Annotated in this window: 9 protein-coding genes; 7 read left to right on the forward strand and 2 right to left on the reverse strand. The window is 61.0% G+C overall.

The window, feature by feature from the left end:
* Positions 1-209: 209 nt before the first annotated feature.
* The 3 genes from E1956_RS34340 to E1956_RS34350 all read left to right on the forward strand — a co-directional run bounded on the left by E1956_RS34340 (position 210) and on the right by E1956_RS34350 (position 4,135).
* Positions 210-1,253 (forward strand): extracellular solute-binding protein, encoded by a 1,044-nt coding sequence (locus E1956_RS34340; RefSeq protein ID WP_134757970.1) that lies wholly within the window; start codon positions 210-212, stop codon positions 1,251-1,253.
* Between the two features lie 36 nt (positions 1,254-1,289).
* Positions 1,290-2,927 (forward strand): amidohydrolase, encoded by a 1,638-nt coding sequence (locus tag E1956_RS34345; RefSeq protein ID WP_134757567.1) that lies wholly within the window; start codon positions 1,290-1,292, stop codon positions 2,925-2,927.
* A 71-nt stretch (positions 2,928-2,998) separates the two neighbouring features.
* Positions 2,999-4,135: a porin gene (locus E1956_RS34350; RefSeq protein WP_134757569.1), complete on the forward strand. Its 1,137-nt coding sequence runs from the start codon at positions 2,999-3,001 to the stop codon at positions 4,133-4,135.
* Positions 4,136-4,992: 857 nt separating this feature from the next.
* Here E1956_RS34350 and E1956_RS34355 read toward each other — a convergent pair.
* Positions 4,993-5,742: a class II aldolase and adducin N-terminal domain-containing protein gene (locus tag E1956_RS34355; RefSeq protein WP_134757571.1), complete on the reverse strand. Its 750-nt coding sequence runs from the start codon at positions 5,740-5,742 to the stop codon at positions 4,993-4,995.
* 24 nt (positions 5,743-5,766) lie between these two features.
* Positions 5,767-7,230 carry an aldehyde dehydrogenase family protein gene (locus tag E1956_RS34360; RefSeq protein ID WP_134757573.1) on the reverse strand — a complete coding sequence of 488 codons (1,464 nt, stop codon included), beginning with the start codon at positions 7,228-7,230 and terminating at the stop codon, positions 5,767-5,769.
* 344 nt (positions 7,231-7,574) lie between these two features.
* On the opposite strand from E1956_RS34360, the gene E1956_RS34365 reads away from it, so the two are divergent.
* The 4 genes from E1956_RS34365 to E1956_RS34380 are packed head-to-tail and all read left to right on the forward strand — an operon-like array spanning position 7,575 to position 12,442.
* On the forward strand, positions 7,575-8,723 hold the full coding sequence (locus E1956_RS34365) for an aromatic ring-hydroxylating oxygenase subunit alpha (protein WP_232071990.1): 1,149 nt from the start codon (positions 7,575-7,577) through the stop codon (positions 8,721-8,723).
* Positions 8,724-8,755: 32 nt separating this feature from the next.
* A complete protein-coding gene (locus tag E1956_RS34370) occupies positions 8,756-10,468 on the forward strand; it encodes a choline dehydrogenase (protein ID WP_134757577.1) in 1,713 nt (570 codons plus the stop codon).
* Positions 10,461-11,429: a PDR/VanB family oxidoreductase gene (locus E1956_RS34375; RefSeq protein ID WP_134757579.1), complete on the forward strand. Its 969-nt coding sequence runs from the start codon at positions 10,461-10,463 to the stop codon at positions 11,427-11,429. The genes E1956_RS34370 and E1956_RS34375 overlap by 8 nt, the downstream gene beginning before the upstream one ends.
* Positions 11,384-12,442, forward strand: coding sequence for a GlxA family transcriptional regulator (locus E1956_RS34380; RefSeq protein ID WP_232071992.1), 1,059 nt, complete (start codon positions 11,384-11,386; stop codon positions 12,440-12,442). Before E1956_RS34375 ends, E1956_RS34380 begins: the two co-directional genes overlap by 46 nt.
* Positions 12,443-12,550: the final 108 nt, after the last annotated feature.

Genomic DNA, 12,550 nt, shown 5'->3' on the forward strand with positions numbered 1-12,550 from the left:
TGAAGCCGGCGTCCGTAAATACCCTTGTCCACCTCTATAGCAGGACAGACTCGCCGATTTTCGCGGGCTAAATTCTGCACCCATGCGCTCGTGCAGGCGTTGAGCGTGACGATCCATAGACAGAGGAGAGGCAAGTGGCTGGAACAATCGTAGGGCGATTCAAGGCGGGTTGCGCGGCACTGGCGGCCGCGGGTCTCCTGACATGCGCAATGCCGGCGGCGCAGGCGGCCGATCAGGTTGTCAACGTCTACAACTGGGGCAACTCGATCGGTAAGGATACCGTAGCGAACTTCGAGAAGGCGACCGGCATCAAGGTCGTCTACCAGGAGTTCGACTCGAACGAGACGCTGCAGGCCAAGCTGCTGGCGGGCAACTCCGGCTACGACGTGGTGGTGCCGTCCGATATCTTTTGGGCGCGTCAGGTCAAGGCCAACATCTTCCAGAAGGTCGACAAGTCGAAGCTGCCGAACTATGCGCTGATCGACCCCGCAAGCCTGAAGCTGCTCGAGCAGGACGACCCGGGCAATCAATTCGGCGTTCCATGGCAATGGGGCACCGACGGGCTGGGCATGAACGTCGAGAAAGTGAAGGCCGTGCTCGGCAACAATGCGCCGCTCGATAGCTGGGCGCTGCTGTTCGATCCCAAGAACGCGCAGAAGCTCAAGAGCTGCGGAATATCGGTGCTGGACTCGCCCGTCGACGCATTCGGAACGGCGATGATCTATCTGAAGAAGGACCCGACCACGACGAATCCCGCCGACTATGAAGCGGCCTATCAACTGCTCAAGCGCGTTCGTCCCTATATCACGCAGTTCAACTCCACGAGTTACATCAACGACCTCGCCGGCGGCGACATTTGTCTCTCGCTGGGCTGGTCGGGGGACGTGAACTCCGCGCGCCTTGCCGCCGAGGCCGCGCGCAAGCCTTATCACATCAAGTATGTGATCCCCACCGAGAGCACGGCGATCTGGTTCGACATGCTGGCGATTCCGAAGGATGCGCCTCACCCGGCCGCGGCACTGAAGTTCATCAACTTCGTGCTGTCGCAAAAGGAGGCGGCCAACCTGACCAACGACACCTCGTATCCGAGCACGATTCCCACGGCGAAGCCATTGATCCGGCCGGACGTGAAAGCCGATCCGGCGGTGTTCCCGCCGCCGCCGGTGTTCGCGAAGCTCGTCGCCAACAAGCCGGTCCCGCCCGAGATCATGCGTTTGCAGAACCGGTTGTGGTCGCAACTGAAGAACGATTGAGCGCGTCTGCCCTGACTTCCCTTATCTGGAGCCACCATGGCGCAGCCCGCCGATCTGATCATCACCCATGCCGATATCCACACGATGGACGGCAATATGCCCCGCGCAGAAGCCATCGCGGTACGCGAAGGCCGCATTGTGGCGCTAGGCAGCAACGCGGACGTCGAGCGCCTCGCGATCGCGCAGACTCGCCGCATCCATGCGCAAGGGCGCATGGTGCTGCCCGGCTTGCAGGACACCCACGTGCACTTCCAGCTGAGCAGCGCCGATCTCTACCACAACGCGTCGCTGTACGACGCCACGACGCTCGACGAACTGCTCGCTTGCATCCGGCAGTTTGCCGAGCGGCATCCCGAGAGGGCATGGATTCGCGGCGTCGGTTTCTCTCCGAGCCTGTTCGGCCCGGACGTGCTCACCAGGGAGCGGCTCGACAGCGTGACGGGCGGCCGGCCGGCGCTGATGCTGGCCTGCGACTACCACAACGGCTGGGCCAATAGCGCGGCGTTCGAGCGCGCGGGGGTCAAGCCGGGCAGCCCGGAGCCGGAGAACGGCAGCTATCTGCGTCACGCGGACGGCAGCCCCATGGGCTGGCTGGTCGAGGATGCGATCTGGGCGATGAACCGCATCGCACCGGGCTACACCGACGACGAATACCTGCAGGCGATGAAGCACTACAGCAGGGAATTCAATCGTCGCGGCATTACGGGCGTGCTCGATGCGATGGTCAACCGCAATTACATGCGGAACTATCAGACCTCGCACGACCGGGGCGACTTGACGCTGCGGGTGCGCGCAACCTCGAAGATCTTCGCGCACAAACCGCTCGACGAGCAGTTGCAGGAGCTGATCGACTTGCGCGAAACCTACAAAGGCGACCGCGTTTGCCTGCACTCGGCGAAGTTCTTTCTCGATGGCGTGCTGGAGAACGGCACCGCCGCGCTGCTCGAGCCGCGTAGCGATAACGGTGCAAACGCCGCGTTGATGTTCAGCCAGCAGCAGATCAACGAGTACTTTGCCGCGTTCGATCGCGAGAAGTTCCAGCTTCATGTGCACACCATTGGCGATGGAGCCGTGCATGCGGCCGTGAACGGGATTGAATACGCGGCGCGCCAGAATGGACGATGGGATGCACGGCACCAGCTGGCGCACCTGCAAGTCGTGAATCCCGCCGATATTCCGCGCTTCAAGTCGCTGGGCATCCTGGCGAACTTTCAGACGCTGTGGGCACAGCCCAACGAGGAAATGGACGCGATTGCGGGCGCGATGCTGGGTCCCGAACGCAGCCAGTGGATCTACCCCGTTGGCGAATTCGTCCGGCAAGGCGTGACGTGCATGATGAGCAGCGATTGGGGCGTGACTGGCTTCGATCCCTTCGAGATCATGCAAACGGCCGTGACGCGACAAAAGCCCGGCGCCGGTGCCAACGCGCCGGCTCACACGCCCCACCATCGCGTTGGCATCGACGATGCATTGCGTGGCTATACGGTCCATGCCGCGCACGCCGCGTGGCGCGACGACTGCACGGGCAGCTTGAGTCCGGGAAAGTACGCAGACCTGATTGTCGTCGATCGCAATCTCCATGACATCTCGCCGTACGAGATCAGCCAGACGCAGGTGCTGCTTACGCTGCTGGGCGGGCAGGAAGTGTATCGCGATTCGCGCTTCGACAGTTGACGCTAGACGCGTTGGTCAAGGCGTGGAGATCGTCAAGATAGTGAACAACGAGACTTTATTGGAGGGACGTTATGAAAGTGCTATTGGCCGCATCGGTATTGACGGCCATGTCGGCCTCGCAAGCCTGGGCGCAGTCTTCGGTGACGTTGTACGGCGTTGTCGATATGGGCATCGACTATGCCAGCAATGTTGCCAGTTCGCCTGGTGGGACGCTCGTGCCCGGCAGCGGTGGAACGCTCGTGCAGATGAAGAGCGGCGTCGCCCAGACTAGCCAGTGGGGGCTACGCGGCTCGGAGGACCTTGGTGCAGGGTTATCGGCGATCTTCAAGCTCGAGAATGGATTTGATGCGGCGTCGGGGAGCTCGATGGATGGTCTTGCTTTTTCGCGCAACGCGTATGTGGGGCTCCATTCTGAGCAGTATGGTCAGCTGACCTTTGGGAAGCAGTGGGACGCCGCTGTCGATCTTATCGAGCCGTTTACGCTGAATGGCAACTATGGGGGGTGGTACTTCGCGCACCTGAACGACATGGATAATCTGGATAACGGATTTCCTGTCGACAACGCGATCAAGTATACGAGCCCGGTTATCGGCGGCTTCCAGTTCGAGGGGCATTATTCGTTCGGTGGACAGGCCGGACAGTTCTCGAACGATGCCTCGTATAGTGCGGCCGCCGTGTACAACGGCGCGGCTTTTAGTGCCGGGGTGGGGTATCTGCGGGTGAATAATCCCGTTACCGCCGTTGCGGGGTATAGTAGTGGGCCTGGTTATGTCAATGTGATCTATGGGAATGCGCTCGCGAACGCTCGGTACCAGGGTGTCCTTTCGGCGGGCGCCTCCTATACCATCGGAAGCTTCAGGTTGATGGCGGACTATTCGAATGTCGATTTTTCGTCTGGCAGTGGTAGCCATGACTTGCATTTTCAGAATTATGAAATTTCCGGGGTCTATTTTTTGACGCCTGCTACCACCATTGGCGTGGGATATACGCTGACCATGGGCCTCGATCATGCGAGCGATATGGAACCTAAGTATCATCAAGGGAACCTGATCGTGCAGTATGCGTTGTCCAAGCGGACTTCCGTGTATGCCATGGCCGCTTATCAGCATGCGGTAGGGGCCGGGCAGAATGCCCAGATTGCTGGGTTTAATCCGTCTGGTTCGCAAAACCAATTTGTTTCGCGTGCGGGGGTCACGCATATGTTTTAAATCTGTGAATTGATTTAGTGACTGGTGGTTTTTTTGGGTTTTGGCCTTAACTTGTATTCGCGGCGGGCCGCAGGCGTTGCCCCTGTGCGGGGCGGCACCTACTTTTCTTTGCCGCGGCAAAGAAAAGTAGGCAAAAGAAAGCCGCTCAAACCGCCAGTGTGACGCAGTTCACCACTGCCCTATATATCGGAGCGGCTCCGGAGCGTCTGTCACCACGGGGCGTATAGCGGAGTGACTAAGGGCTCATCCATCCGGCGGCGCTGCGCGCGCCGTGGGGTATATCCAAAACCAGTGAGGCGCACGCGTTTTCGTAGGACTACAGCGTATTTGATCGGGGCTCGCCCACGCATTCGCCAGCTAGCACGCCCGTGCATTCACCGGTTAGCACATCAAGGTATTCACGAGTTAGCACCGCAGCGCATTTACGGGTCAACACCGCCGTGCATTTACTGGGCGCCACCCCTACCGCATTCGCTGGCCCGCGCACCCGGTTTTCCTTGCAGACCCTTCCGCCCGCGCGTAGCGCGGGGCGGGAAGGATGAGCGCCTTGTCACTAACGCGGAGTGTGCGAGATGACGGATGCCCCGGAGCCGCTCCGAAATACAGGGCAGTGGGGGACTGCGTCACACTGGCGGTGTGAGCCGCTTTCTTTTGCCTACTTTTCTTTGCGGCTGCAAAGAAAAGTAGGTGCCGCCCCGCACAGGGGCAACGCCTGCGGCCCGCCGCGAAAACAAGTTAAGGCCAAAGGCCGCAAGGCGAAAAGCGCGGCGAAAAGCGCACCAAAAAGCGCACCAAAAAGCGCACCAAAAAGCGCTTATCCCGGGAGCGCCGGTCCCAAGCACGCGCATGAGTGCCACTTACTCAGCATAAGAAGGCTCCTCTTCATCCAGAATAGCCCGCAACGCCTCGAGATGCTGCTGCGCGAAGTCAGGATAATCCTCCTGCCACTGCCGCGCCGTTTTCCGCGCGACTACCGCACTAGCGACCCGCAACGGCCGCCCAGTCATCAACGCAGTAACATAAGTCTCACAGGCACGTTCAAAATAATAAAGATCATCAAACGCCTGACTAATAGTAGGCCCAGCAACCAGCACACCATGCTGCCCCATCAGCAAGACAGGCTTGTCCCCAAGCACCTCACTAACACGCTTCGCTTCATCCCCGAGGCCCATACCATCAAACCCAGTATCAATAGCAACGCGTTCAAAAAACCGCATGCAGTTCTGATCGACCGGCGGCAACACCGGATCCTCCAGGCACGACAGCACCGTCGCATACCTGGAATGCACATGCAGCACACACCGTGCCGCCCGATTACGCTTATGAATCTCCGAATGAAGCGCCCACGCCGTGATATCCGGCGCGCCTGGCTGATTGATCGTCTGCGGGTCATTCGCATCCACAACCAGCAGATCACTGGCCTTGATCCGCGAAAAGTGCCTGCTACCCGGGTTAATAAGAAACTTCGTGCCATCGTCACAAACAGCAAAGCTGAAATGATTGGCAATGGACTCATGCATACCGAGACGCGCAGTCCAACGGAACGCACAGGCCAGATCGATCCGGCTCTGCTTGTGCTCGAGCGCAGCGGAAGCTGACTGCAACATGGAAATGTCTCCTTGCACGGACTGTCAAAACCAGCCCATCGGTTTCGGTTCGAAGTTGATATAGGCGTGCTTGAGTTCGGTATATTCGTCGAGCCCGGCTCGCGATAGCTCACGGCCGATGCCGCTCGCCTTATAGCCACCCCACGGCGCATGCGGCAGCGCAACGTTGTAATCGTTCACCCACACGGTTGCTGTCCGAAGGCGGCGCAGCACGCGGTTCGCTCTCGCAATGTCGCGGGTCCACAAGCCGCTTGCGAGTCCGAACGGTGTGTCGTTGGCAAACGCAACCGCTTCATCCTCGCCGTCGAAACACTCGACGGTAATGACGGGCCCAAAGATCTCCTCCCGAACGACGCGCATGCTTCCCTGTACGCCCGCGAGCAGCGTCGGTTCGACCCAGAAACCCGTTTCAAATGGCGTGCCCTTGGGCGAGCGGCCGCCGCAAAGCAGTTGTGCGCCTTCTTCCACCGCGCCCGCGACAAGCCCGAGTACCCGATCGCGTTGTTGCGCGGAAATGACCGGTCCCATCTGCGTGCCTTCCGACAAGCCGTGCCCGACCCGGATGCGTGCGATGCGCTCGGTCAGCGCGGCAACGAATGAATCGTGAATCGATCGTTCCAGCAGGAGGCGCGAACCCGCGGAGCACATCTGCCCGGCGTTGAAGAACGCCGCATTCAGCGCGTAGTCCAGCGCGCAATCGAGGTCAGCGTCGGCAAAGACGACGTGCGGATTCTTGCCACCGAGTTCGAGGGAAATCCGCTTGAAGTTCGACGTGGCGGCCTGCATGACCGCGGCACCGGCCGCATTGCTGCCCGTTAGCGAAATCAGGTCGACTTCCGCACTTGCGGCCAAGGTCTGACCGACGTCCGTGCCGCCCGTGACGAGATTGAACACGCCTCGCGGGAAGCCAACCTGATCGACAAGCTCAGCGAGGCGATGAGTCGAGAGCGGCGTGAGGCTCGCGGGTTTCATCACGACCGTGTTTCCCGCCGCGAGCGCCGGAGCCAGCTTCCACGCGGCCTGCAGAATCGGGTAGTTCCATGGGGTAATCAACCCGCAAACACCCACGGGTTCGCGCAGCGTCATGCTGATGACGTGGGCGGCGGCATCGTTCATCGTGCCCGATTCCGTGGCGATCACGCGCGCGAAGTAGTCGAACGCCGCGATGGCGTCCTGCACATCGGCGCGGCCCTCTGCGAGGGTCTTGCCCACATTGAGCGCTTCGAGTCTGGCAATCTCCTCTGCCTCGTCACTGAGCGCACGGGCCAGCGCATTGAGCCGTTGCGAGCGTTCAATGGCCGTGAGGTGCGGCCAAGGGCCGTGATCGAAGGCCTGACGGGCCGCCTGGATGGCGCGCGATGCGTCGTCGGGCGATCCCCGTGCCACAGAGGCGATCGATTCGCCCGTGCCGGGATCGACGATATTGGAATGGGCGCCTGTCGCCGCCTGATTCCACTCGCCATCGATGTACAGGAGCTTCTGCTTCATGACGTTTCCCTGGTGAAGTGACGCGGTGCTTTGGAGCGCGTGGAACGCGGGATCCGTTGCGGACTATAAGCGCGGCACGTCCCGCCGACATGATCGAATGCGTCATCGCGACGACGCGTTTGTGCAGGCGTTGGGATTGGCGATGCACGTCTCGCCACATCAGGTGAGCGCCGGACGAGGCCCGTATCGGGAAAACGCATCGCGACATCCGGATGTCGCATTTCATCAAGTACAAGCGAATTTGGGCCCCTACAGTTCAGCCATGGCAAGCGCGATCGAGCGGACTGCCGGCGTAATCGACATGGACCAACTGGGAGGGAATTCCGATGCAAAGCATTCGTGTTATGAAGAAAGAAGATGTCGTTGCGCCCGATGCGTGGATGGACCAGCAGCCCGAGGAGGCGCTGACGCTGCCGTCGCGCTACTTCTACGACCAGTCGATCTTTACGGCGGAGCGCGAGAAGATTTTCATGTCGGCGTGGCATGTGATCGGCCACAAGAGCGAACTGAGCACGCCGGGCCAGTTCGTCATGACCGACATATTCGATCAGAGTGTCATTGCGACGTGTGGCAAGGACGGCAAGGTCCACGCGTTCCACAACGTTTGTCAGCACCGCGGCAACCGCCTCGTCGAGGAGCGGCGCGGGATGCAGAAGGGGGTATTCCGCTGCGCGTATCACTCATGGTGCTACGGGCTCGATGGCGGCCTGCGCAACGCGCCGCGCGGCGAGCGCCTCGTGAATTTCGACAAGCAAAGCTACAACATTCCATCGGTGCGGGTGGAAGAGCTCGGCGGCTTTTATTACTTCAATCTCGATCCCAATGCGCCTTCGATGAGCGAATTGTTCAACGGCGCCGATGCCGAGATGAAGCGTGTATTCCCCAAGTTGGACGACTATCGTCTGCTGGACGAAAAGGACGTGATCGTGCCGGCGAACTGGAAGGTCATCATGGACAACTCGATCGAGGGCTATCACTTCTCGTTGTCCGGCCCTTGCCACGTGGATCTCGCCGCACTGATCAACTTCAAGGACTACAAGCTCACGCAGCGCGACAAGTGGTGGACCTATATTGCGCCCGCAAACAAGGACGCCACCCATGCTTACGGCGTGCCGCTCGGCGATGAGCGCAACCCGGATGAGTGTTTCTTCAATATCGGCATCTGGCCACACAATACGTTCTATACGTTTCCCTATTCGGACTTCCTCGCCACGTTCCTGATCATCCCGCTCGAGGCGGAAAAGACCCTGCTGCGTTTTGGCTATTACTCCACGCACGACGAGATCCCGGCCGTGACGAAGGCCTGCATGGACTGGATGAATACGGACCTCGGCCCCGAAGATATCGAGCTGAATATTTCCGTGCAGAAGGGCCTGCATTCGGTCGGATACAACCAGGGCCGATATGTGATCGACGCGACGCGCAGCAATGAAAGCGAGCATCTGGTGCATCACTTTCACAAGCTGGTTCACAGCGGCATTCACAGCGAATGATCGCGCCTGTCATGGCCATTTAGGGGAAGCCCATGAGCAAAGAACAGTCGGTTTCGAGTACCCATGCGGGGCGTGGCTACGACTATGTGATCGTGGGAGCGGGTTCGGCAGGCTGCGTGCTGGCCAACCGCCTCAGCGCCGATCCGAAGCGGAAAATCCTGTTGCTCGAGGCCGGCCCGTCGAACCGGCACTGGTCGATCGACATGCCATCGGCAATGGGTATCGTGGTGGGTGGCAGCCGGTACAACTGGCAATACCAGTCGGAGCCTGAACCCTTCCTGAATAACCGCCGTATCGCGACGCCTCGCGGGCGCGTGCTGGGTGGGTCGTCGTCGATCAACGGCATGGTCTATATCCGCGGGCATGCGCTTGACTACGATGCGTGGTCGGGGCAGGGCTGCACGGGATGGAGCTACCGGGAGGTGCTGCCGTATTTCATCCGCGCCGAAAAGCATGAGCTGGGTGCCAATGCGTATCACGGCGCCAACGGACATCTTCGCGTCACGGCCGGCAATACGGGCACGCCGCTGCCCCGCGCATTCGTCGAGGCGGGCGTCGAGGCCGGCTATGGCTACACGGAGGACCCGAACGGATATCGCCAGGAAGGGTTCGGTCGCGTGGACCGCACGACGTGGCAAGGCGGACGCTGGAGCACGGCGCACGGCTACCTTGCCGAGGCCCTCGCGCGCGGCAATGTGACGGTCGTGACCGGCGCGCTCGCGTTGCGCGTGCTCTTTAGCGGGACGCGTGCGATCGGCGTCGAATATGCCTGCGACGGACAGACTGCGATTGCCCGCGCGGAGGTGGAGGTGATCTTGTGCGGCGGTGCGATCAATACGCCGCAACTTCTGCAGTTGTCGGGCGTGGGTGCAGCTGACAAGCTGAGGGCGCTCGGGATCCGCCCGCTGCATGATCTTCCCGGTGTGGGGCAGCGCCTCTCGGATCACCCGGATACGGTGGTTCAGTACCTGTGCCGCAAGCCCGTGTCGATCTATCCATCGACGGTGGCGCCACGCAAGTGGTGGACCGGTGCGAAATGGTTCATGAGCCGCTCGGGTCTCGCTGGCAGCAATCATTTCGAAGCTGGTGCGTTTATCCGTTCGCGCGCCGAAGTCGAGCATCCCGACCTGCAACTGACGTTCATGCCGCTTGCCGTTCAACCGGGAACGGTCGACAGCGTGCGAGAGCATGCATTCCAGGTGCACATCGATCTGATGCGTCCCACGAGTCTCGGCTCCGTGACGCTGAAGTCGAGCGATCCGCGCGTCGCGCCCAGGATCCTCTTCAACTACATGAAGACCGAGCGCGATCGCACCGATATGCGTACCGGTGTCAGGCTCGTGCGCGAAATCCTGGCGCAGAACGCTTTTCGCGATCTCCTCGGCCGCGAGCTGATGCCCGGTGCCGCGGCGACCGATGACGCGGCGCTCGATGCGTGGGTGCGCCAGGTCACCGAGACGGGCTACCACGCGGCGGGCACCTGCAAGATGGCGCCCGCGGGCGATCCGGAAGCGGTGGTGGACCCGCAACTGCGCGTTCACGGTCTGGAAAGACTGCGCGTGATCGACGCTTCGATCATGCCGACGATCGTGAGCGGCAACACCAACGCGCCGACCGTCATGATCGCGGAGAAAGGCAGCGATCTTGTGCTTGGACGCTCGCCTTTGCCTCCCTCCAGCGCGGCGGTCTGGAGCCCGGCGAACCTGTACAAGCAGCAACGATGCGGGGAGGAGAGCCATGCATGAACAAGCGCGTCAAAGGATTGCCGCTGTCGTCACCGAGGCGGCCATGCTCACGGGCAACATCAAGGGCATCGAACTGGCGGCGGCGGACGGGGCCGCATTGCCGAATGCGGCGCCAGGCGCGCATATCGATCTCTGGTTGCCGGGTGGCCACGTCCGCCAGTACTCCGTGATGGAATGCCGGGGCGACGGGGCCGCCTACAAAATTGCGGTATTGCGCGACCCGCATTCGCGCGGCGGCTCGTCCTATATCGTCGACCACTTGAGCAAGGGCCAAACCATCGAGCTTTCAGGGCCCAGAAATCACTTTGCACTGGACGCGCATGGAGATGAATACATTCTGATTGCGGGCGGAATAGGCGTGACACCGATTCTTCCGATGGCGATGCAGCTCGCGTCAACGGGAAAGAAGTTCACGTTTCACTATCTTGCGCGGACGCGTGAGCAGGCATTGCTCGACGTGATCGAGTCGAGCGCGCTGCGCGACAGCGTCCAGTTCCACTTCAGTGACGTGCAAGGCGAAGTCGACCTTCGCACCCTGATTGGCGCGCCGCGCGCTCGCACACACATCTATGTGTGCGGCCCCGGGAGATTGATCGACAGTGTGGTTCAAGCAGCTTGCGACTGGCCGGCCCAAGCGATCCACTTTGAGCGATTTGCGGCTGCGCCGGTCAACCAGGGCGGCCAGTGCGGCCGCGATTCATTCGAGGTCGAGCTTGCAAGGTCGCAGCGGGTGCTCACGGTGCCTGCCGCGCAATCGATCCTGGAGGTGTTGAGGAGCGAGCGGATCGAGATCGACACGGTATGCGCTCAAGGTCTCTGCGGAACCTGTGCCGTGCCCCTGCTGGCGGGCGAGGCGGAGCACCTGGACGCGATCCAGACCGAAGAAGAGAAAGCCGAAAACAAGGTCATCTACGTATGTATATCGCGCGCGAGATCTGCCAGGCTCGTGCTCGACCTTTAGCTGCGATGGACCAGGCCAGACCGATGAGCGCCAAAACTAGTAACCAGCCACGGCACGTGGGCATCCTTGCCATGCCCCAATTCTCCAATCTCGGGCTCGGCCTGTTGATCGAGCCGCTGGCGATCGCCAACTGGCTGGCCCAGCGTACGGTGTTCGAGTGGACGGTGCTTTCCATCGACGGACAACCGGTGCGCGCCACGAACGGCATGCTCACGCCAGCGCAGCCGCTTCCCGATGAAGCGGGGCGATTTTCGACCGTCTTTGTGATCGCCAGCTTCGAGGCGAAAAAGCACGCGAAGAATCGCAAGATCAAGGCCTGGTTGCAACGCGAAAGCGTATTCGGCGCGCAGGTGGGCGGCGTGGAGACCGGCACGGAAATGCTGGCGGCCGCATCGCTGCTCGATGGACACCTGGCCGCCGTGCATTGGGACAATCTCGAAGGGTTCGAGGAGGCTTACCCGAAGGTCAAGGTCACGGCGCAGCGCTACACCATCGAGCCGCGCTTGATCACCTGCCCGGGAGGCATGGCGATTGTCGACATGATGCTTGACTGGATTGCCCAGCACGTTGGCGCGGAGCTCGCCGCGGAGATAGCACAGCATCTGCTCCACTCACGCGGCGACGTTCAACCCGGCAGGACGGAGGCGGGCGCGGCGCCAATAAGCGTACAAGTCAGCGAGGCTATCCGCTTGATGGAGGAATCGGTCGCCACGCCGGTGTCGTGCGAGCATATCGCCGCCGCCGTGGGCCTCTCGAAACGGCAACTCGAGCGGCATTTCAAGCGGTACATCTCAATCGCGCCGCTGCAGTATTACCTGAATCTGCGCGTGGCGACGGCGCACAAGCTCCTGCAGCAAACGGAGTTGAGCGTTTCCCAGGTTGCGGCGGCCACCGGCTTTGACTCGCTGGAACATTTTTCGCGTACCTACAAGGCGAAATTTGGATGCCAACCGAGCCGGGACAGATTGCAATCGTGGGAGGCGCCGGTCATGCGGCAGTGGATTTCGGCGTAGGGGCGTGCGTGCGCTGCGCATTGCCCATACACCGCGTGTGATCTGGATTGCTGTTCCTGCCTGAAGTTCGTTCCTGAAGTCAAGTCTGTACGACGCGGTCATCGTATT

This window comes from Paraburkholderia pallida (assembly GCF_004524855.1).
GTDB classification, from domain to species: Bacteria; Pseudomonadota; Gammaproteobacteria; order Burkholderiales; family Burkholderiaceae; genus Paraburkholderia; species Paraburkholderia oxyphila.

What these genes read in the sequence shown, in the direction of transcription:
- E1956_RS34360 (WP_134757573.1), bottom strand. Translation starts at nt 7,230, where the DNA reads ATGAAGCAGAAGCTCCTGTACATCGATGGCGAGTGGAATCAGGCGGCG.
- E1956_RS34380 (WP_232071992.1), top strand. Translation starts at nt 11,384, where the DNA reads ATGTATATCGCGCGCGAGATCTGCCAGGCTCGTGCTCGACCTTTAGCT.
- E1956_RS34345 (WP_134757567.1), top strand. Translation starts at nt 1,290, where the DNA reads ATGGCGCAGCCCGCCGATCTGATCATCACCCATGCCGATATCCACACG.
- E1956_RS34370 (WP_134757577.1), top strand. Translation starts at nt 8,756, where the DNA reads ATGAGCAAAGAACAGTCGGTTTCGAGTACCCATGCGGGGCGTGGCTAC.
- E1956_RS34340 (WP_134757970.1), top strand. Translation starts at nt 210, where the DNA reads ATGCCGGCGGCGCAGGCGGCCGATCAGGTTGTCAACGTCTACAACTGG.
- E1956_RS34355 (WP_134757571.1), bottom strand. Translation starts at nt 5,742, where the DNA reads ATGTTGCAGTCAGCTTCCGCTGCGCTCGAGCACAAGCAGAGCCGGATC.
- E1956_RS34375 (WP_134757579.1), top strand. Translation starts at nt 10,461, where the DNA reads ATGCATGAACAAGCGCGTCAAAGGATTGCCGCTGTCGTCACCGAGGCG.
- E1956_RS34350 (WP_134757569.1), top strand. Translation starts at nt 2,999, where the DNA reads ATGAAAGTGCTATTGGCCGCATCGGTATTGACGGCCATGTCGGCCTCG.
- E1956_RS34365 (WP_232071990.1), top strand. Translation starts at nt 7,575, where the DNA reads ATGAAGAAAGAAGATGTCGTTGCGCCCGATGCGTGGATGGACCAGCAG.